Origin of the sequence: Desulfatibacillum aliphaticivorans DSM 15576 (assembly GCF_000429905.1) — a bacterium.
In the GTDB taxonomy this organism is placed as follows: domain Bacteria; phylum Desulfobacterota; class Desulfobacteria; order Desulfobacterales; family Desulfatibacillaceae; genus Desulfatibacillum; species Desulfatibacillum aliphaticivorans.
Map to the genome: position 1 here is coordinate 15,165 of NZ_AUCT01000028.1, position 21,880 is coordinate 37,044.

The following is a 21,880-nucleotide window of genomic DNA, read 5'->3' on the forward strand; positions in this document are numbered from 1 at the left end:
CCGCGCCTGTAGTTACGCGGTTCCCGCGATGTAGTTACACGGTTTCCGCGTTGGTTCATTTTTATTAATGCGAGGGGACCTCGCGACTACCTTGCATGTTACGCTTCTTTTTGCGAGGGATCCTCGCGGCTACTATATTTCTCATTACCGCCGCCAGGGCGCATTATCTATGGTGGGTGAAGGCCGGTTGATTGCCTCCGGATTTTCAGGGTCGGAATTCCATTGCTTGGGATTGGCGCGAATATACATTCTGATCCGATTTAAAGCCCGCTCATTGCGAATCACGTGATCGTAATAGTCGGGCTGCCAGACTTTTTGGCCGGGTGCATCTCTGATTGCATTGATGTCTTTGGTTGTCAGGTATTTCAGATAGGCGATTATGTCGCCCAACTTGGGTTTCAAACGCCTTGATTGGCTGGAGGCGTCCTGGTCAGGGCCTTCAATGGTCCGTCTTTGGTTTCGAGAGGATTCGCCTTCCAGAATAATGATTCCATGAAAATGATTGGGCATGATGACGTATTCATCAATAAGCGCCCCCGGAAAATGGTCGGGAATTTGCAGCAATCGCTTTTCAACAAGAAACCCGTATTCATTGAGAAAAAGCTCTCCTTCATTGATATGTCCGAACAGCAATTCCCTGTTGTGGGTGCAGATGGTGACGAAATAAGCACCGGCGCTTGAGTAATCATAATACTTCAAACGATGGGGCCGGACAAATTTCCTTTTTGGCGCCGTCCGCCCGAGCGAATTTAGTTTTTTTTTACCAGGAACCTTTGCACCATGGTGATGAGGCTGGTTAGGACGGCGTTTTCGTCAACGCTGTCTTTTTCGCGATACAGGTAATGAAACACCTCGTGGGTGGAGCGGGCGACGACCGTCACGGCCGAGTCCACGTCCGCTATTGCCAGGTCCTCTTGGTATCTGGCGATCAGGGATTTTACGGCGTCGGTTTCAGCCTTTTCCCAATAGTTGTGAATCTTGCCCGCGGTCTCGTTCATCATGCAAAAACGCAGCATTTCCTGGTTCAGCTTGCCGTGCCGGGTATGGGCCTTGTACCAGGTTCGGTACAAATGGTCCAAAGCCTGATCCAGCGCAATGTTCTTTTCCTGGATCACTTTCAGGCTGTCCAGAGTTATCTGGTAAACCTCTTTGGATCGGAGTTCCAGGATATATAAGAAGATGTCCTCTTTATTCTGAAAATGGGCGTACAATCCGCCCACGGACATGCCGGCTTTATCCGCGATCAAATGCGTGGTGGTTTCCTCAAAGCCCATTTCCGTAAACAGATCCCTGGCTGCCTCCACGATTTTTCGGCGGGTTTCCCGGGACCGTTTTTGAACGGGCTCCTTGATATTGAGAAAACTGGGCGTATTTTCCGGATTTTTCATAAAAAGCATTTCCTGACGGAATTCATTAACGCACTTATTTATTGGGTATAAAACAGCCTATTCGGATAGTAAACCGCCGGCTGTTTTTGTTGTCTGTCTTTTGCATACAGGAAAAAGCTCGGCCTGTCAAAGCGAACTCGACGTCGGTTTTTTCTCTTGACAAGGCCGCTCTTTTCGGTCTATTGCAGATTAAAAAAGCGAATGCGACGTCGAATTTTTAAAAATCCACCCTTCCACAATCAGGAGGTGTACGTATGACGCAAAACTACTTGGAAACCGATGTGCTGGTCATCGGCGGCGGAGGCGCCGGATTCCGGGCGGCCATCGGCGCGGCGGAAAAAGGCGCCAAGGTGACGCTTTTAAGCAAAGGGCCGCTGGCCCGGTGCGGGGCCTCCCCCATGGCCGGGGCCGACTTCACCCTGGACGGCGCCAGCATGAGCAAGATCGATGGGCTGCAGGGCGATCCCAGCGACAGCATGGAAAAGGTGTTTAACGACATCGTGACCCAGGGCTCGTATTTAAACAACCAGAAGATTGTGCAGCAGTATGTGGAGCGGGCGCCTCAATGTTTGCGGGAGCTTTTGGACTGGGGGGTCAAGGTCAAGCTCTCGGATGAACGCATGATTTTTACTTCCGGCCTGGACATCCTGGACGCGCTTTTGCGCAAGGCGAGATCCCTTGGCGTGACCTTTAGGGAAGACATCGCCATGCTGGACCTGGTTCTGGAGGACGGCGCCGTCGCAGGCGGCCTGGCCCTGGACGTCCGGTCAGGCGAGTTTATCCGTTTCAAGGCCAAAGCTGTTGTCATGGCCAGCGGCGGTTGGCACAAGGCCTTCTGGCCCAACACGGGCATGCGGGATCTTTCCGGGGACGGCATGGCCATGGCCATGCGGGCCGGGGCGAAAATGGGCAATATGGAGTTCATCACATTTTGCTGCAACGTGTTTTACGATCCTCCCATCTGGCGAGGCAGCCTGGCGCCTTACGTCATGAGCCTGATCGTAGGGGGCAAGCTGACCAACAGCGAAGACGAGGAGTTTCTCAACAAGTACGATCCCTTTGTTATTCAGACCGGTACCTTTACGGAATGGAATAAAAGCGTCCTGTCCCATGCCTCCATGCAGGAAATTCGGGCGGGCAAAGCCGGGCCGCACGGCGGGATTTTTTACTCCCGCGGGGATGTTCCCTGGGAAAATATAGAGATGGTCGCCTCCATCATCTTCCCCAAATGGAAATACAAAGCCATCGATCTTTCGACCTGGGCAAAAAAATTGCAGGACGGAGAGCCTGTGGAAGTGGGGCCGGCCGTGGAGTATTTTGAGGGCGGCATTTGCGTCAACGAAAAATTCGAGACGACCATTCCCGGCTTGTTCGCCGCCGGGGAATGCACCTTGGGCGCCTTCGGCTCCAACCGGATTTTTTCCGCCATTACGGAAATGCTGGTTCACGGCGTGGACGCGGGGGAAAACGCGGCGGAGTTCGCCAAATCCAGCGCCGCGGCCGCGGCGAGTGACGCAGCTTATGCAACCTTGGAAGAGGCCGCTTCCGTTCCTTTGACAAAATCCCAGGGCGCCAATCCCGCCAAGGTGCGCAGGCGCTTGCAGGAGGCGGCTCACGCCTGGCTCGGCCCTATTCGCTCCGGGGAGGAAATGGACAAGCTCCTGGGGCTGATTCAGGAAATCAAGGAGAACGATCTTCCCAATCTGGCTCTCACGTCCAACGCCCGGGCTTACAACAAGGAATGGGTGGACGCCCTGGAACTGCCCAATTTGGTTCTGCTGCTGGAAACCTCGGTCAGGTCCGCCCTGGCGCGCACGGAAAGCCGGGGAGTCCACTTTCGGGAGGACCATCCCGAGACGGACAACGACAATTGGCTGCAGGAAAGCGTTGCGACCCTGAACGGCGGATCCGTCGACGTCGGACATCGTCCCATAACCCAAACCGCCATGGCGCCCCCAGGGGGCAAGCATCCGTATTTTGACTTTGTTAAGCAAATGATGGAGTCGCGCTCCGACACCGGCGGAAAACATTAGGACAAGGGGGAAGACCATGACCAACAAAATCATCAACGCCAAAGTGTTCCGATTCAACCCGGACAAGGACGCCGAACCTCGCTATGAGACCTTTCAGGTTCCTTTTGAGGAAGGCCTGAGCGCCATGGACGTGTTGGATTACATCTATCAAAACCTGGACAGTTCTCTGGCTTATTACGATCACGCCGGTTGCTCCCTGGGCATTTGCGGCAAGTGCACGGCCAGGATCAACGGCAAGGTCGGCCTGCTTTGCCAGACGCCGGTTTCGGACGGGGAATTGCTTTTGGAGCCCATGAATAAAAACAAGGTGCTGAAGGATCTGGTTCCGGCCAAGGCGAAGAAGGCTGCCGACGACGAGCCGGAAGCGGAGGAAGGAGGAGAGCAAGTGGCCCAGGATATAAACAGCGTGGATTTGATAGTGCGCAGGGAGATCGAAGCCTTGATCGCATCGCCGCTGATCGAAGCCTATTCCCAGGAGTTCGGCAAGGAGGCCTCGGAGGCCGTGGCCCAAAAGGTCATCCAAAAGCTGGCTTTGGAAGCAGGCAAGATGCTAAAGATGTTTGCAGGAGGCGACACCATGGAGCATCTGCAGCGAGCCCTGCCTTTGTTCAGCCAGGGAGGGGCGTTGGAGTTCGACATTGTGGAGGCCTCGGAAAAAAAGGCGGCGGTTAATGTCACCCGCTGCAAGTACGCCGAAATGTACAAAGAGCACGGCTTGGAAAAATTCGGCTATTTGCTGGGCTGCGGCAGGGACTTCGCCTTGATGGAGGGGTTCAACCCAAAAATTAAATTCACCCGAACACAGACCATAATGGAAGGGGCGGATTACTGCGATTTCCGGTTTGAAACCGAGGATTAACGCAGCTCCGCCCTGAACGTAATCTACCGTCCGAATGGGATCGCCCTTCGGATAATCAAGGGAGGCGTCTTATGACACAGGAAGCAATCCAGTTACTGTCCGAATACCTCAGGATCAACACCACCAATCCGCCCGGCGCCGAAGGCGAGGCGGCGGGGTTTCTGGAAAAAATTCTTATTCATGAAGGAGCCTCCTGCAAAATTTATACATCCCATGCGGGCCGGGCGTCTTTAAAAGCCGTCCTGCCCGGGACGGGCGAAAAACCGCCCTTGATTTTGCTGAATCATATGGACGTTGTGCCTGCAGATCCTTCCGAGTGGAGCTTTGATCCCTTCGGCGGCGAGGTAAAGGACGGTTTCGTACACGGCCGGGGCGCCCTGGACATGAAGGGCCTGGGAATTCTGGAACTGGTCGCTTTTTTGGAATTGAAGCGAAAGGGCGTTGATTTGTGTCGGGATCTGATTTTCCTGGCCGTCGCCGACGAGGAAACCGGCGGGGCCCACGGCGCCCAGTTTCTGACGGACAATTACCTGGAGGATTTCGCCGGCGGAGTTGTGATTAACGAAGGGGGCTTTGGCGTCAAGGGGATTCTTCCCACCAAGACCCTGCACATGATTTCTACGGCGGAAAAAGGCCCTTGCTGGCTGAAGTTAAGCCGGGCGGGCCTGCCGGGCCACGGATCCATGCCTCACGGCCAAAACGCCTTGGAGGAACTGGTCAAAGCCTTGAACAGGCTGCTGACCGTGGATCGTCCCCTGGAAGTCGCCCCCGTGGTTGGGGAGTACTTTAAGAACATGGCCTGCGAATGGGACTTCCTCGCCCCCTACGTGGAGGACGGCAACCCGGACACCCTGGTGCGCATTCTGACGGAAACCGGCCTGGCCGCCATGCCCCAGCTTGGCGCCATGCTGAAAAACACCATCAGCCTGAACCTTCTCAGGGCCGGTGAAAGCGGCAACGTCATCCCCAGCAAAGCGGTCGCCCAGTTGGATACAAGGCTGCTTCCGGGGCAGGACGCCGACGCATTCGTCGCTCAGGTTAAGGAGTGGCTGGCGGACGACGCTGTGGAAGTGGAAAAGGTCATGAACTTTCCTGCCACAGCCTCCCCGTTGGATCATCCGGATTACTTGACCATCAAGGACGCGCTGCAAAAACGGTTTCCCGAAGACGTGGTCACCCCATCCCTCACCGCCGGCACCACGGACTCCCGCTTTTTCCGGGCCAAAGGCATGGAGGCTTACGGAGTCTTTCCTGTAACGGTTCCCATGGAGCATTTGAAAATGATCCATGGGATTGACGAAAAAATTTCAGAGGAGAACCTGGTCCAGGGCGCCGAGGCGTTCACGGACGTGGTTCTTGCTTTGTGTAAGGCAGGTTAGGAGAACGCATGAAAAAGGAAGGTTTGATTAAAAACTTGTCCATGATTGGGCCGGCCGCCATTTTGGTGGCCTCCTCCATGGGGCCCGGCACCGTGGCCTCCTGTATCATGGGCGGCTCCCATCTCGGGTATAAGATATTGTGGATGGCTTTGTTGAGCGGTTTTTTAGGCGCTCTTGTCTCATTTATCGGAGGCAAGGTGTACATGGTGACGGGCAAGACCGGATTTCAGGTTATCAGGGATTATTCTCACCCCTGGTTCGCATACCCGCTTTTCGCCTGGATGTTTTTCGCCGGCTGCTTTGTCATCACCGTTGAGGGCAAGCTGCTGGGCCATACCACAGCCCTGATGGCGCCCAACCTGGGAGGTCTCAACGATATTCTGATCGTGCCGCTTCTTGTGCTGGCTGCCGCAATTATTTTTTCCTTCGGGTTCAGGAAAGTCGTTTTTTTGTGCTCCCTGATGACCGCCGGCATGGCGCTCTTGTTTTTAATCAACTTCTTTTTCATCGATTTCAGCATAACGGAGGCGGTCAAAGGGTTGGCGCCGACGGTTCCGTTTGACAAAACCGGCCTTTTGGCTTTCGGCGGCATCATGGGAGGTTCGGCCAGCGGAGTCGTGGCTGCAGGGTACTCTTATCTGGTCAAAAACAAAGGCTGGGATAATGTGGAGTACATCCCGAGGATGAAACTGGACCAAATCCTGTTTTACGGAATACTGTTCGGCATATTCAGCGTAGGCATTTACATAACCGGAGCCGCGGTTTTGCATCCCCAGGGCATAGAGGTGAATTCGGCCATCGACGCAGCCAAAGGGCTGGAACCGTTGGTGGGCGCCTTTTCAAAATGGGTGTTTCTAGTGGGCCTGTTCGGAGCGGTGTTCACCACCTTAGGCGCCCTGGCCACCATCATGTGCTATATGCTGGCGGACATGGTGGGGATCAAGCCGGACCTGAACAACGTCAAATTCAAAATTCTCCTTTTTTGCACCATCATGCTCGGCGTGCTGGGTCCGTTCTTAAGCGGCTTGCCCGCCATGAAATATATGGTTTTCGCCATGGTGATCTTTTTGCTGGCTGGTCCGGCAGTGCTTTTGATCTACTTGATTGTAGGCAACAAAAAAAGCATTATGGGAGAGCATATCAACTCTCCCTTATTGAATACTGGCTTGATTATTGCCTTCATTCTTAACTGTGTAGGCTCTGTAGCCTCGGTAATGCAATAACATTTCAGCCCGGTTTTCGAGCCGAAAGGAATGGACCCATGGCCTTTACAGTCAAAGATATATTAAGCATCCAGGTGGCTCCTGCGTTGGGTTGCACAGAGCCCGCCGCCGTGGCATTGTGCGCCGCTGCAGCAGCTTCCCTCCTGCCTGAAAAAGCGTCCATCGAGGCTTTGGAAGTGCGGGTGGACCCCAACATTTTTAAAAACGGGTTGGCGGTCCTCATCCCTGGCACGGAGGGCCTGAGCGGTTTGGATATGGCCGCCGCCCTGGGCGCCATAGGGGGAAATCCGGCCAAAAGCCTGGAAGTCCTGGGCGAGGTCGGCCCGGAGCACGTCAAGCAAGCCCAGGTCCTGATCAAGGACGGCAAGGTCCGGCTGAATCTGTTAGCCGACCACAAAGGTTTATTCATCAAGGTTATTGTCATGGCGGGGGAAAGCAGGGCCGAGGCTGTGGTCGAATCCATGCACGACAACATTACCCGAATGGCGCTGGACGGTGTTCCTGTGGAGAATTCCCCTTTAATAGCCCCGAAGGAATCCAGTAAAAACGCCAGGGCCGCCGAATTGGAGTCGTGGCTGAAAGGTCTCGGCCTCAAGCACTTAATGGATTTGCTGGATGACCTGGATGATGAAGATCTGGCCTTTCTGGAAGAAGGCCTGGACGCCAATATGAAGCTGGCCGACTACGGGTTGAAACACGGCCCTGGCCTGGGCGTGGGCAAAACCCTGGATCGCCTGGTGAGGCAGCGCCTCATTGCCCGGGATATGATTCTGGACGCCCGCATACTGACCTCGGCTGCGGCGGACGCCCGCATGGCGGGAGTCAACCTGCCGGCCATGTCGTCCGCCGGCAGCGGCAACCATGGACTGACAGCCATCCTGCCCATCAAGGCGGTCCACAAATACCTGGAGAGCGATCACGAATCCATGCTGCGCGCCATTGGCCTGAGCCACATCGTCACAGCCTTTGTAAAAGCCTTTACCGGCCGCCTGTCCGCCGTGTGCGGCTGCTCCGTGGCTGCGGGGGCGGGCGCAACAGCCGGCGTCACCTACCTTATGGGCGGCAACGCCAATCACATTGCGGACGCCATTAAAAACCTGATGGAGGACCTGGCCGGAATCATTTGCGACGGCGCAAAAAGCGGTTGCGCCTTCAAACTGTCCACAGCAGCCGGGACGGCGGTTCAGGCGGCGCTTTTCGCCCTGCAAGGGGTGAAAGTCATGGAGACGGACGGCATCATAGGCGCCTCGTTGGAAAAAACCACCCAAAACCTGGGCGCTCTAAGCACGGAAGGCATGATTGAAACGGACCGCACCATCCTGAAAATAATGCTGGAAAAGCAGTTTTCACCTGATTAGTCGTAGTCGCGAGGTCCCCTCGCATGGTAGTTTGCGAGGTCTCCTCGCCAAGTAGTCCCGAGGTCTCCTCGCCAAGTAGTCCCGAGGTCCCCTCGCACAGAGGGGCAACAGAAGGCTGTAGTTGCGAGGTCTCCTCGCAGAAGGTAGTCGCGAGGTCTCCTCGCCCATGCAGGGCCTAATGATCAAAAAACAACGCGGAAACCGCGCAACTACCCATTGTGCAAGGCGTCGTGCACCCCTTTCGCCAGATTTCGATAAGCAAAGGGCTTTTGGACAAAATGCGTGGTTTCATCCAGAACTCCGTGCTGTTCAATGACGCTGGCTGTGTACCCGGACATAAAAAGCACCTTGCAATCCGGGCGAATCTTATGAACGGCTTCAGCAAGGTCCTTCCCGTTCATCCCCGGCATGATGACGTCGGTGAGCAGCAAGTCTATTGCGCTTTCATGCTGCTCGGCGAGGCGAAGCCCGTCTTCGGGATTGCTTGCGGCCATGACCTTATATCCCAGCCTGGAAAGCATTCTTTCCCCCATTTTCATGATTGATTCTTCGTCTTCAACCAGCAAAATGGTTTCCCCGTTTCCATGCCGGACTTCCTGGGCTTCCTTGGTCTCCCTCCCTTTTTCCGGGCTTTCGCATTTGGGCAGATAGACCTTAAAAACGGAACCCCAATCTTTTTTGCTGTCTACGATTATGACTCCGTTATTCTGCTTAACAATTCCGTAAATGGTGGCCAACCCCAACCCCGTCCCCTTGCCCAGTTCCTTGGTGGTGTAAAAGGGCTCGAAAAGGCGTTTAAGCGTTTCGTCATCCATGCCCTGGCCATTGTCCTGGACTGAAATCAGGCAATACTCTCCCGGCGTGAAGTCGCGGTGCATCGCGCAAAACCTGGATGTGGCGATGGCTTGCTCCGTTTGGATGATGATCTTGCCGCCTCCTTCTATGGCCTGTCCGGCATTGACGCAAAGGTTCGCCAAAATCTGATCCAGTTGCGAGGGATCGATTTTCACTTTCCCCAGGTCCAGGCCAGGCCGCCATTCCAGTTCTATGTCCTCCCCGATGAGCCTTCGCAGCATTTTCAGCATATTGGTTATGGAGTCGTTCAAATCAAGAATTTTTGGAGCAACGGCCTGTTTTCTGGCAAAGGCCAGCAATTGGCGCGTCAGGTCCGCGGACCGCAGGGCCGCGGTATGAATTTCCTTTAAATCGAAATAGATGTCGTGGTTTTCATCCATGCGGTCCAGCGCCATTTCTGCAAAGCCCAGTATGACGCTCAGCATGTTGTTGAAATCATGGGCCACTCCGCCTGCAAGCCTTCCCACGGACTCCATTTTCTGGGACTGATAAATCTGCTCTTTAAGCTCCGCCTTCTCCTGCTCAGTTTTCCGCTGTTCCGTGACGTCGTGAAAAGTAACGCATACGGCGATATTTTTGCCCTCGTTATCGAATATTGGCGACGCACTGGCCTCCACCATAATTTCCTTTCCGTCCGCGTGCCTGAACAAATACTCCTCGCCGCTCACCACATCCCCCCGAAAAGCCCTTGGGCTTGGCATTTGGTCCAGGGGGATTTCCGTGCGTCCATCTATGGTAAAAAATCGCGCGTCAAGCGATTCCGAAACTTTAGAGTCAATGTCGTCCCGCCCCTGTAACGACTCTCCTACGATCCTGGCCGACTCGTCGTTTTCTATGACGACACTGATAAGATTGTCCTTTTCTTCCAGAATCTGCACTGCGAACGGCGCTTGTTTGATAACCGCTGTAAGCAAGGTATTGGTTTTCCATATTTCCTGCTGAGCCTTTTTTTGTTCAGTTATATCGTCTACAAACGCCAGGAAACGGTCTCCACTTAAGCGAACGGCGCAAATGCTTATATTTCTGATTTCTCCATCTTTACGCTTGATTATTGATTCCCCGTTAAAAACGCCCTGAGAAAGAAGTGCGTTATAGTTTTGGTTGGGGTCCTTGTTTTCTTCCTTAACAACCAGGTCAGGAACCTTTCGCTTAAGGAGCTCTTCTTTGGAATAGCCGGTTATCCGCTCAGCAGCCGGATTGGCGTCCATGTACCTCCACTCCCTATCGGCCGTAAAAATTCCGTAAGGCGCATTTTCCACATAGCTGCGCCATTTGATTTCACTGGCTTTCAATTCTTCTTCGGCGTGTTTTCTTTCAACCAGCATCAGGTTGATTTGCCGGGCGATGTCCTGGAATTCCGAGAAGTGCAGATCGTCAGTGTCTATACTTATGGACTCCCTGGCCGCTTGCTGGAAAAAAAGGGTCAAAGATTGGACGGATGCCTGAATATTGCCGGAAACAATGCGTGACGCTGCAAAGACGATGGCCAAGAGAATAAACAGAACGATGAGGCTTCGCAGTATTTTTTTCTCCAAATCTTTGAACAGCGCCTTTTCGTTGGCTTTTATGGCGGGCTCAATACTATCCAGATAAACGCCCGCACCAATGACCCATTCCCATTGAGGAACGGCCAGGACATAGGATATTTTGGGAGAAGGAGTGTCAGAGCCGGGTTTACGCCAAGAATATCGAACAAAGCCGCCCCCTGGCTTTTTTGCCTCTTTTTGCTGCTCCTGGATGATTTTTACGCCATTGGGGTCCGTCAAGTCCTGGATGCTGCCGGCCCCAATGGTGATCTCTCCGGCAGAGAAAAGAGAGCCGCCGTCAAAAGTGCTCCCGAAAAAATACCCGGCAGGCTCAAATCGAAGATCCTTTATTCGGTTTAAAACCTCGCTTTGAACCATGTGGGTGTAATCGTCCAGGTACTCGCCCGTGCCTATCACCCATCCAAGGGGCTCAAATAGCTTTACATAGGCGATTTTGGGAAAACTGCCCTGCTTTTCGCCCGGCTTGGTCCAGTAGTAGGTGTAAAATCCCTCGCCCTTTTCGCGGCATAGGGCGAGCATGTCTTTAACCACATATTTGCCGTCGTCGGAAACCATGGAAAGCATGTTTGAGCCTTCCAGTTCAGGACGGTCCGCAAACAATTCCTCAACACCGTCCAGGTTGAACGCAAAATAGTATCCACGGCCCTGGTTGAAGCGGATGGGCCTTAAAGCCTCCTTGATCATTTTTTGCACTTTTTCCGTAGGCTCGGAGGCTGCGTACTCGTTGTACAGACCGGAGGCTATATGATGCGCATCATTGACGTGACTTTGCAGGGAGTCTTTCAGCCGTTTTTCCGTCAGGTTTCCGTTGTAATCGATGTAATCCCTGACCTCACTAACCTTGGAGCTCAGCAGATCCTTTTGCTGATCCATGAATTCCTGACGCATGATCACGGATTGGTCTTTAAAGGATGTGTAATCGCTATAAACCAGGACCAGTGTCCAACTGACAAGGGAAGCCAGTGCAATGGCCGCCATGTAACGCAAAAAAAGATTTCTCAGGCTGTTTGGATCTCTTGGCGCCATAGGTTCTCCGTATGAATATAGATTTGTTGCGGGCCGTCCTCTGCCCTCACGCTGCGGCGCCGTTCCCTGCCCGCCGTATATGCCGGAATGATATTGGATTTTTGAGGAAACCAACGCAATCGAGTAGCGGCAAATAGATGCAGAGATTAAACCATAATTCATACCGGCAGGCCAAGTTTTGTTTGGCCCTGTGGGAGTCCCCGGAATCCGCTCGCATGGCGAGGAGACCTCGCACCCACAAGGCGAGGAGACCTCGCACCTACAAGGCGAGGAGACCTCGCAACTACAAGGCGAGGAGACCTCCCAACTACAAGGCGAGGAGACCTCCCAACTACAAGGCGAGGAGACCTCGCAGCTACAAGGCGAGGAGACCTCGCAGCTACAGTATATGGAGGCGTTTCCGTTATGCGAGGAGATCCGGCAAATACGCACGCTATAACCGGATTCGCGCCAGGCATCCCAACGGACATGTAGTCGCGCGGTTTCCGCGCTGGATAGTCAGGCGGTTTTCGTGCTGGGTAGTCGTGCGGTTTCCGCGCAGGGTAGTCGCGCGGTTTCCGCGCTGACTGTTCCCGTCGCCGCCGCATGCAACGAATCTGCATGGTAACATGGCGAGGAGACCTCGCAGCTGCGGGGCGAGGGAATCTAATTGCCGCAATACCGTTTGGCGCAGCCTTAAAGAACCTGGGCCCAATGGTCGATAGACTTAAAATGTCATGATTTTCATGCGGCTTATGGCGTTCCATGGCGACCTGCTTCTTGACCTTTGGGTATTGGGTTGTTATCTTTAGCAATCAAAGGCGGAGAGATTAAGAGGGGCTTGCGCCCCTTTTATATATGGAACGAGTGGAGTATGATGACGATACGTTTTTTGCAATCGCCAACCAAAGAGGAAGTAGCCCGCATTGTCGAGCTTTATAAAGCCCAGGGCTGGTGGGAGGAAGGGAAGGAAGGCCCGGATTTGGTCGTTCGCATTATCCAGGGAAGCCACTATTTTGCGGCGGCTGAAGTGGAAGGGAGGATCGTCGGCATTGGAAGAGCGATCAGCGACCGCGCCAGCGACGCCTATGTGCAGGACGTGCTGGTGGATCCTGATTTCCGGAAGCAGGGCATCGGCCGTTTAATCGTGCAGGAGTTGACTGAAAAGGTGCACGGCGACGGTCTGCGCTGGATCGGCGTGGTAGCGGAAAAGGGCTCTGCTCCTTTTTACACCCCTCTGGGATTTGAAGAAATGCCCGGGGCCACCCCCATGTTAAAAACCAGGAAGTAGATTATTTCATGAATTTTCAGCCGGTAAGACCTAAAGACTACCAACGGGTTCAACCCTTTTTCAAGAACATGCAGCACGAATTGTGCGCCTATTCGCTGGACTCCATGATGGTTTGGCACAACGAAGGCTATTCCCCCTATTGGGACGTCCATGACGACGCCTTGGTTGTGTGCGTCCGGTTTGCAGACAAAAGAAAAAATCCCTACATGATTCTGCCTATTGCTCCGGGCAGGGAGTTCACGCCTGAGGATTTGGCGAAACTCGCCGACAAAACCGGAATCGGGAAATTTCACTTCGCGCCCAAGGACTATATTGCCAAATACGGCCGGGAGCGCTTATCCTCCTTGTTTTCCGTACGCTCCCATGTGGAATACCATGACTACATTTACGCAACCGAAGACCTGGCGACCCTGAAGGGCTCCAAATATTCCAAAAAGCGGAATCTCATCAACCAGTTCAAAAAAAATTACATCAATCAGGGCAAGGTGGAGATTCAGGATTTGCAGGAGGAGCACACCGCCGAATGCCATGATTTTTTGGATGAATGGTGCCGGCAAAGGGATTGCGGCAGAGACATTGAAGATGATCTGGCCTGTGAAAAAAGGGCCGTACAGAACGCCTTGCGCTACTGGACCCAGTTGCGTTTTAAGGGGACGGTGGTTCGTCTGGACGGCGAGGTCCGGGCCTTTGCCATTGGCTCGCATTTGACTTCCAGCATGGGCAACCTGAACTTTGAAAAGGCCGACGCAGAAGTCAAAGGCCTGTATCAGTATCTGGACAGAGAAAGCGCGGCGCGTCTCTTTGACGGCTATGAGTTTATTAACAAGGAAAGCGATATGAATTTGCCGGGGTTGGCCCATGCCAAGCAATCTTACTACCCTGTTAGAATGGCCCATTCCTACAAGCTCATCCTTCGTTAAGGGGACGCTGCATGAGCTCGCATAACAAGCAGGACGGCGATATTCGCAGACGTATGCTTTTTTCCTTGGGAATGGCCCTGCTTGTCATGCTCGCCCTATCCGCTTACACCCTGAAATGGGTGGGCGACCGCTATACCCAACGCCTTTTGGTCACCGAGTTGCAAGCGGCCACGCGTATATACGAAAAGGAAACCGCCCTGGAAAGCGCCACGCTTTCCAGGCTGGCTATCTTTTTGTCCAGGGACGAACGCATTTTTGACGCCTGGATAGACAACTCTCAGGCCTTGCTTCAAAAACAAGCCCAACCTCTTTTTAACAGCCTCAATGAACAAAACAGGGTGGATCGCCTTGCTTTTTGGACCGCTTACGGCCGATGCCTGGTCAGCCTGGATAATCCGGACGGCTGTAAGAGCGCAATGCCGGGCAAGACCATGGAGACGGCTGTTCACTCCGGGGTTCCGCACACAGGCTTTGACCTGGATCCTTCCGGGAAGCTGTATCTTGTCCGGGTATTGCCGGTTTATTTTGAAGGGGAAAAAAACCTGCTGGGCTACCTGGAGATAGGGAAGGACGTCCAATACGTTGTGGAGGAGTGCTCCCGGGTTTTGGGGCATCGCATGTTCGTTCTTCTTAACAAGGAATATTTGGACCAAAAAGCCTGGGAAAACGCCTATACGCCCCATGAAAATCCAGGCGCCTGGCTCAACAATGATTTTTTTGCGCCTGAAAAGCCTTCTTCCGCCGAATTCTTAAAAAGCCTGCACAAATTGTTGAAGGAGGACGGCATTCGGCAAAGCGGCCGGGTCTCGTTCATTGAAATCGATGACAAGGTGTATCTGCCGGCCTCCTTTCCATTGATTGCGGATGATAAAAATCTCATGGGGCTGGCGGTCATGCTTTTGGACGTGTCTTATAAGGCAGCCGCTTTCAAAACCGCCCGGGTCGTTCTCCTTATATTGTGCGGCGCCATTGCACTGGGCCTGTTTTTGTATTTCTTTGTGGATCTGAACAAGGTCCGCGCCAACATCATCAAAAGCCGGAAGGACCTGGAGGCCGAGCTTGCCAAACGCAAAGAGGCGGAGGAGAAATACCGAACGATTTTCGACAATATCCAGGACGTCTATTTTGAGACTTCCCTGGACGGCGCAATCCTGGAAATAAGCCCTTCTATCAGCCGGGTATCGGAATACGGCAGGACCGACGTCCTGGGACGGGCTGTGGGCGACTTTCGAATGAGTGAAGAGGCCAGGGCTGATTTTCTGCGCCGCATTATCACTCAGGGCGAAGTGCGCGATTTTGAAGTCAGGCTCCAAAACAGGAATGGCGCCTTTAAGGACTTCTCCCTCAACTCCCGGCTTGTTCTAAAAGAAAACGGCGCGCCTGATAAAATCGTAGGCGTTATGCGGGACGTCACCGAGCGCCGGCAGGCCCAGCAGGAGCTGCTGGCTGCCAAGGAGCGCTTGGAAGAGGCCAACGCGCAACTGGAGGCCTCCATAAAACAGGCCGAGCAACTGGCCAACGAAGCCTTTGTGGCCAATAACGCCAAAAGCCAGTTTTTAGCCAACATGAGCCATGAAATCCGAACGCCCATGAACGGCATTATCGGAATGGCCGCCCTTCTTTTGGACACGCCCCTGGACGGCCAGCAAACCGTCTTTGTGCAAACCGTGAGAAAAAGCGCCCACGCCCTGGTCACCATTATCAACGACATCCTGGATTTTTCCAAGGTGGAGGCCGGAAAGCTGGAATTGGAGGAAGCGCCTTTCAGCCTTCAAGCCGAGTTGGAGGCCATGGGCGACGTCCTGGCGGTCAAGGCCCATGAAAAGGGTTTGGAATACGCGTGCATCATGCACCCGGACGTCCCGGACGCGCTTATAGGAGATTCCATCCGCCTGAGACAGGTTCTCGTCAACATCGTCGGCAATGCAGTCAAGTTCACGGACGCCGGGGAGGTGTCGCTGGAAATTTCCATGTCGGCAATGGATGACGCCCGGTGCACCCTTTTGTTTTCCATCAAAGATACGGGCGCCGGGCTGCCCGAGGATAAAATTGAAACCGTATTCGAGGCTTTCGCCCAGGCGGATTCGTCGGTCACCAGAAAGTTCGGCGGCACCGGACTGGGCCTGGCCATATCCCAAAGCCTGGTCCGCCTGATGGGCGGGGAGATCATCGCAGAAAACCGCGAGGCCAGGGGGGCGCATTTTCGTTTTACCGCTTCGTTTGCGCTGCAGGAGCAGGGCGCCGAACACGAATCGTCCGCCATCGACCCATGTCTCGCCGATAAAAAGATTTTGATCGTGGATGACTGCCCGGCGACTCGCACTTCCATCAGTCTCATTTTGCAGCAGTGGGGCTGCCTGTGCCGGGAGGCTTCCGGAGGCCGTTCCGCCCTTGAACAGCTCCAAAGAGCCGTGGATAAGCACGCGCCCTTTAACGCAGTGCTGGTGGATCAGGCCATGCCCGACATGGACGGGTCGACCCTGATCCAAAGCATCAAGGAGAATCCCGCGTACGAAGGGGCGAGGCTGGCCCTCATGACGCCCCTGGGCGCTCCCGGCCTCAAGACTGCCAAGTCCAATCAGGACGCTGCAGCAGTATTAACCAAGCCGGTCCGGAAGAAGCAGCTTTACAACCTGTTGTTGGATCTTTTCGGCAATGCGCCGGAAACCTGTGCAGCGGCCCCGGAGCAGGAAACAAAATCGGCGCAGGCCGCTTCCGAATTCACAGTCCTTCTGGTGGAGGACAACCAGGTCAACCAAATGGTCGCCAAAGGCATTTTAAGGAAATTGGGATACAAAACCCTGGTTGTGGAAAACGGACAAGAGGCCTTGGAGTTTTTGGCCGAAAAGCAGGTGGACATTATCCTCATGGACATCCAAATGCCCGTCATGGACGGCCTGGAAGCCACGCGGAGAATCCGGGACGGCCGCCATAAAGTGCTGGATCCCGGCGCGCCTATCATAGCCATGACAGCCAGGGCCATGAAAGGGGATCGGGAAAAATGCCTGGACGCGGGCATGGACGACTACATAACAAAGCCCATCGACCCCGCCGCCCTTGCTGCGGTTATGGCCAGCCGGCTTGGCGGCGCGTCCGCCCCGCTTATCCGGAAGCCTGAAAAACCTCAAAGCGTTTTTGATCGTCCGGGGCTGGAGGACAGGCTTCAGGGGGATTTGTCCCAGATGGGCGTCATCCTGAATATTTTTGTCAAAGATTCCATGAGACAATTGGAGTTGATCAGAGAGGCCCTGGAAAAGAAGAATCAGGAGGCCCTGAGGGCGGACGCTCATCATTTAAAAGGCGCAGCAGGCAACGTGGGCGCCGTCCGGGTCTATGAGGTTCTGAGGCAAATGGAGGATTTGGCGACCCAAGATGACTGGGCCAGGCAGGGCGATCTGTTTAATCAGTTGGAAAAGGAGTTGACGAATTTCATCCGGCGCGTGAATCCTTTAATAGAAACGTTGTCATAAGCCCAATCCCTTTGATGTCCACCGGTCCCCGCTCCTCCATGACGAATTTTTCCTTCAACAGATCATAGGTGCTGCTAGTTACTTGGATTTCTCCGGGCATGCCGTGGGAAGCCATGCGCGAGGCCGCGTTCACCGAATTTCCCCATAAATCGTACGAAAACTTCGTCTTTCCAATGACTCCGGCCACAACGGCCCCGGAATTTATACCAATCCGCAACTGGAGCGGCTGGCCAATCTCCCTGGCTACCCGGTTGAACTCCCTCATCATATCCAGGGCCATGCGGGCGGCGGATTCAGCATGGTCGGCCCGGAATTGGGGAATCCCGGCCGTGCACATATATGCATCGCCTATGGTCTTAATTTTTTCCATCCCATGACGGCCGGCCAGGTCGTCAAACTGGGAGAATATTCTGTTCAGCAAAGACACTACCTCGTCCGGAGGCATGGTGCGGGAGAGCGCCGTAAACCCCACAATATCCGAAAACAATATGCTTACGTTTTCAAACTCCTCGGTGATGATTCCAGGCCGGCTCCCCAGCTTTTCCGCGATCTCCTCGGGAAGCACATTATGCAGCAGGGTGCGGGTTTTCTCCTCATGCTGTTCATGCTTCTTTCTGGATTGCTCCGAAGCGATTCCATAATAAATGGCCGCCATGGACATGCTGAACAGGCTAAGGTACAAATTGGCGCCTCTTAAAAACTGAGCCGTCTGAATGTAGGTTAGATACGCCGGGGAGGTTCTGGGGGCCAAATGGGTGAGAGCCGCAAATTCCAGGCCGACGATCAGGCCCAGGGCCGCCCCTTGAATTTTGCGCCGGCCCGGATATAACAGAGACATCACCATAAGGGGAACCAGGTAATGGTGAAACCCTGTGTAACCCGAAATATAAACGCTGGCCCAGGCCTGTGCGCACTGGCCGAATATGACAAACAGCATGCCAGCCTTTAAACGCCCGTGAATATTCAAAACCACACCCAGCGCAAAAAGAGCCGCCAAACCGCCGCATGTTCCTGCCAGAGGGAGCATTCCTTGTTGAATCAGGTATATACATAAGGCTGCGTAAAGCAAACACCCTGCACAATACCCATAGGTGGAAAAAAAATAAAACTGCTGAAGCCTGGAGGGCGCGCTCTCCGGCGGTTGTGTGATGAAGGAAAAAAACTTGTTGGGTGTATTGTCTTTCATGTTCCCGGGCTCAAGGGTTGCCTGATCTTAGTTTAAGAAACCGCATATTGCAAGGCGCCTTATCCGGCAAAGGGCGGTGGAAACGGTTTTTTTACACATCGCTATTTCGGGAACCGTCACGGATTTATAGCAGCTATCGGCATTTTTCGCCCGATTTTTTAGCCGGCCGCTTTCCTGGCTCGAAATTAAGAAGTCGCTGTCGCCGCCCGGCGGAATTATGCGCCTGTCCGCTTTATACCCCGGAGTCCGCGGCCCGGAGCAATCCCGCGCCTTGCAAGGAGGCCGCAGGCAAAGAAATGTCTTCTTATAGCATCAGGAAAAAGGTCTGGGCGGGCGTCGCGGATCAGGCGCCCCGGTCTGCTTTCGCAAACCAGGGCGTTCCGTTATTGCGCAAATTGCTTCGGGTTTTCCGGCGTCCCAAAATTATTTTGGATTTTCTTAAAAAGCGCATCCAAACTGGCAGGTGTAGCCTTTGGTCTGGTAAGAATCTTCGGTGTCGGTCATCCGATACCATGTGGATTGATACAAGGCCTTCACAAAATAGGAGCTAAAATCCCATCTCAGGCCGACGCCCGCTGTGGTCGTAAGGATGTAATCCCGAATTTTCAGGTTGGTGCGGCCCCACTGGCCATGGATGTAGCGGGTGCCGACCCCGCCCATAATCATGGGGGTAAGGTGCAGGTCGGTGCCCGGAAAATTTTGGGAAAAAAGATATCCTTCCGCATTTAAGGAGACGGTCCAATGGTGGGATGTGCAGTATATCTCTCTAAACGACTCGGCGGAATTAATCGTGAAGGTGTCCGCCTTTCCGCCGCGGTTGATCAGATCCACGTAATTATAAAAAAAGGTCCCGTTGATGTTCAGATAGTCGGTGACTGTCTTGCCCACGCCAAACCCGCCGCCGTAGCTGGCTTCGGCTTCCTGCTCCACCGTGCCGTAAGCTCTGAGTTCGTCATAGGCCGGGACGTACGTGCGAACCGTGTCTTCGCCATTGTATTGGAGCACGGCAAAATACTCCCACTTGTCCAGACGGCTGAATTTTTCCGCGGCCGCGGCGGAGCCGGCCCACAGGCCCAACAACAAGGCGATGATTAATGCACTGAATGTAAAACGGATTCCCCCCCTGATCTTCATGCCGTTCCCTCCCGGCCGAGCGGATTTGGGGCATGCGTTGACAGCCTGCCCCAGCCTCCCCGGCTATGTATTTGGAATAATACTGCGTGTCTTTGAAGTATTCGGATAGACAACCCCAAGGCCTTAATTTTACGAACTATTAAACATATATCAACGGCGCGGGCGTATTTCAAGCGCTTTTACGCCGCTGACCTCACAGAAAGTGGATTTAGCGGGATTTAAAGGGATGTGAACTTGGACCCGAGTTCATTCCGCATCTTTGCAGCCCGCCTCCGAAGTCCTATGAGGATATAACTTGCTAAAAAAGCGTATCATCCTTTCAATTCTCCTAAAAAAATGCTATGGTGCGTCCACGATTGACAAAAGGCCGAACGTCGTCAGGGCTCCCGCTTCAGGGGTATCGCTTCCGTAAATCAAAATTTATGAATATTCTCGGAATTTCCGCATTTTATCACGATAGCGCAGCCTGTCTGCTCATGGACGGCGGGATTATCGCCGCAGCCCAGGAGGAGCGCTTTTCCAGGATAAAGCACGATCCCGGCTTTCCGGAAAAAGCCGTGGAATTCTGCCTGAAAAAAGGCGGAATAAAAGCCCGGGACCTTACCTACGTCGTCTTTTACGACAAGCCTTTCCTGACCTTCGACCGCCTGCTTTTGACCGCCTTGGCGACCGCGCCTTTCGGTCTTATTCCCTGGCTGAAAGCCATGCCCAAATGGCTTGGCCGAAACCTGCACACGCCCCGGGTCATCAAAAAGAAACTAGGCTGCACATGCCCGGTGCTTTTCACAGAGCACCACGAAGCCCATGCCGCAGCCGCCTTTTATCCCTCTCCCTTTGAAAGCGCCGCCATTCTGACCATGGACGGAGTGGGGGAGTGGGCTACGGCAAGCTACGGCTCGGGCCAGGGCCGCGAAATCCGCTTGTTCCAGGAAATGCACTTTCCCCATTCCCTGGGGCTGCTGTATTCCGCGTTCACAGCATTTTGCGGGTTCAAGGTCAATTCCGGCGAGTACAAGCTCATGGGCCTGGCCCCCTACGGAGAGCCCAAGTACAAAGACCTGATTCTCTCCGAACTCGTGGATTTGAAGGAAGACGGCTCCCTGCACCTGAACATGGCCTGTTTCGACTATCTTTCCGCCATGCGCATGACCGGCAAGAAATTCTCCCAATTATTTGACGGCCTGCCCCGCAAGCCCGAAACCGAAATCACCCGCAGGGAAATGGACATAGCCGCCAGCATTCAGGCCGTTCTGGAGGAAGCCGCCCTCAAAATGGCCGCTTACGTCCACAAGGAAACAGGCGAGAAAAACCTGTGCCTGGCCGGAGGAGTTGCGCTTAATTGCGTGGCAAACGCCAAAATATTGCAGCAGGGATTGTTTAAAAACATCTGGGTTCAGCCTGCAGCAGGCGACGCAGGCTCTGCCTTGGGCGCCGCCCTGGCGGTCTGGCATCGGGTTTGTGAAGAGGGCAGGGCCGAAAGCGCCTGGCAAGGGCCGTATCTTGGGCCGTCCTTCTCCAACAAGGAGGTTCGGGCCTTTTTGGATAAAAACCAATATCCCTTTCATCGCTGCGATAACATGGAGCGGGCCTGGGTCACGGCCCAGCATGTCGCCCAGGGCAAGATTGTGGGATACATGGTCGGCCCCATGGAGTTCGGCCCCCGGGCTCTGGGCGCCCGGAGCATCCTGGGAGACCCGCGGGATCCCCAAACCCAGCAGGTCATGAACAAAAAAATCAAGTTCCGGGAGTCGTTCCGGCCTTTCGCCCCGGCCATCCTGGAGGAAAAAGCCGCCGAATATTTCGACCTGGACCGGCCCAGCCCCTACATGCTTTTTACGGCGCCGCTCCGTGAGGACAAGCGCCTTCCCATGGCCCCGGGACTCTCCTCCCAGTCCATGATAGAGCGGCTCAAACAGCCCCGAAGCGGCATACCCGCCGTGACCCACCTGGACTACTCCGCCAGGGTCCAGACCGTCTCTCGAAAAGACAAGCCGGATTTTTACGATGTAATCAAGGAATTTGAAAACCACACAGGCTGCCCGGTCATCGTCAATACCAGCTTCAACGTCCGGGGGGAGCCCATCGTGTGCACGCCCAGGCAGGCCTACAATTGCTTCATGAAAACCGGCATGGACGTGCTGGTCATGGAAAACAATATTCTGTACAAGGAGGAGCAGCCTCCGTACCAGGGAGGCCGCAAGGGAGCCTATGCCAAGCCGGATTAAACCGCGA

At 54.2% G+C, this 21,880-nt stretch carries 14 protein-coding genes; 9 read left to right on the forward strand and 5 right to left on the reverse strand.

Annotation, left to right across the window (positions count from 1 at the left end; translation table 11 throughout):
* Window positions 1–144 precede the first annotated feature (144 nt).
* Together G491_RS31855 and G491_RS34360 are read right to left on the reverse strand one after the other, a co-directional pair.
* Window positions 145–699 (reverse strand): transposase, encoded by a 555-nt coding sequence (locus G491_RS31855; protein WP_051327431.1) that lies wholly within the window; start codon window positions 697–699, stop codon window positions 145–147.
* 50 nt (window positions 700–749) lie between these two features.
* Window positions 750–1,388 (reverse strand): TetR/AcrR family transcriptional regulator, encoded by a 639-nt coding sequence (locus G491_RS34360; RefSeq protein ID WP_015949167.1) that lies wholly within the window; start codon window positions 1,386–1,388, stop codon window positions 750–752.
* Window positions 1,389–1,642: 254 nt separating this feature from the next.
* Here G491_RS34360 and G491_RS0121370 point away from each other — a divergent pair, with 254 nt between their 5' ends.
* The 5 genes from G491_RS0121370 to G491_RS0121390 all read left to right on the forward strand — a co-directional run bounded on the left by G491_RS0121370 (window position 1,643) and on the right by G491_RS0121390 (window position 8,240).
* Window positions 1,643–3,421: an FAD-dependent oxidoreductase gene (locus G491_RS0121370; protein WP_028316015.1), complete on the forward strand. Its 1,779-nt coding sequence runs from the start codon at window positions 1,643–1,645 to the stop codon at window positions 3,419–3,421.
* Between the two features lie 16 nt (window positions 3,422–3,437).
* Complete coding sequence (locus G491_RS34365) at window positions 3,438–4,280, forward strand: L-2-amino-thiazoline-4-carboxylic acid hydrolase (protein WP_051327432.1); 843 nt, start codon at window positions 3,438–3,440, stop codon at window positions 4,278–4,280.
* A gap of 71 nt (window positions 4,281–4,351) precedes the next feature.
* Window positions 4,352–5,659, forward strand: coding sequence for a M20/M25/M40 family metallo-hydrolase (locus G491_RS0121380; protein WP_028316017.1), 1,308 nt, complete (start codon window positions 4,352–4,354; stop codon window positions 5,657–5,659).
* Between the two features lie 8 nt (window positions 5,660–5,667).
* Entirely contained in the window at window positions 5,668–6,882 is a 1,215-nt protein-coding gene (locus G491_RS0121385; RefSeq protein WP_028316018.1) for an NRAMP family divalent metal transporter, read from the forward strand.
* A 38-nt stretch (window positions 6,883–6,920) separates the two neighbouring features.
* Window positions 6,921–8,240, forward strand: a complete 1,320-nt coding sequence (locus G491_RS0121390) for an L-cysteine desulfidase family protein (RefSeq protein ID WP_028316019.1) — start codon at window positions 6,921–6,923, stop codon at window positions 8,238–8,240.
* A gap of 209 nt (window positions 8,241–8,449) precedes the next feature.
* Here G491_RS0121390 and G491_RS34370 read toward each other — a convergent pair whose 3' ends face one another.
* Window positions 8,450–11,668: a cache domain-containing protein gene (locus G491_RS34370; RefSeq protein ID WP_051327433.1), complete on the reverse strand. Its 3,219-nt coding sequence runs from the start codon at window positions 11,666–11,668 to the stop codon at window positions 8,450–8,452.
* An 853-nt stretch (window positions 11,669–12,521) separates the two neighbouring features.
* On the opposite strand from G491_RS34370, the gene G491_RS0121405 reads away from it, so the two are divergent.
* Genes G491_RS0121405 through G491_RS0121415 form a run of 3 tightly spaced genes read left to right on the forward strand, consistent with a single transcriptional unit; the run spans window position 12,522 to window position 17,328 of the window.
* Window positions 12,522–12,938 (forward strand): GNAT family N-acetyltransferase, encoded by a 417-nt coding sequence (locus G491_RS0121405; protein ID WP_015949175.1) that lies wholly within the window; start codon window positions 12,522–12,524, stop codon window positions 12,936–12,938.
* Window positions 12,939–12,946: 8 nt separating this feature from the next.
* A complete protein-coding gene (locus G491_RS0121410; RefSeq protein ID WP_015949176.1) occupies window positions 12,947–13,858 on the forward strand; it encodes a DUF2156 domain-containing protein in 912 nt (303 codons plus the stop codon).
* A gap of 11 nt (window positions 13,859–13,869) precedes the next feature.
* On the forward strand, window positions 13,870–17,328 hold the full coding sequence (locus tag G491_RS0121415) for a response regulator (RefSeq protein WP_028316021.1): 3,459 nt from the start codon (window positions 13,870–13,872) through the stop codon (window positions 17,326–17,328).
* Here G491_RS0121415 and G491_RS34375 read toward each other — a convergent pair.
* Both G491_RS34375 and G491_RS0121425 read right to left on the reverse strand, forming a co-directional pair.
* Window positions 17,288–18,514 (reverse strand): adenylate/guanylate cyclase domain-containing protein, encoded by a 1,227-nt coding sequence (locus tag G491_RS34375; RefSeq protein ID WP_051327434.1) that lies wholly within the window; start codon window positions 18,512–18,514, stop codon window positions 17,288–17,290. The two genes, G491_RS0121415 and G491_RS34375, sit on opposite strands and share 41 nt — an antisense overlap.
* Window positions 18,515–18,952: 438 nt before the next feature.
* Entirely contained in the window at window positions 18,953–19,648 is a 696-nt protein-coding gene (locus tag G491_RS0121425; RefSeq protein WP_028316022.1) for a hypothetical protein, read from the reverse strand.
* A gap of 422 nt (window positions 19,649–20,070) precedes the next feature.
* On the opposite strand from G491_RS0121425, the gene G491_RS0121430 reads away from it, so the two are divergent.
* Complete coding sequence (locus G491_RS0121430) at window positions 20,071–21,873, forward strand: carbamoyltransferase family protein (protein ID WP_028316023.1); 1,803 nt, start codon at window positions 20,071–20,073, stop codon at window positions 21,871–21,873.
* Window positions 21,874–21,880: the final 7 nt, after the last annotated feature.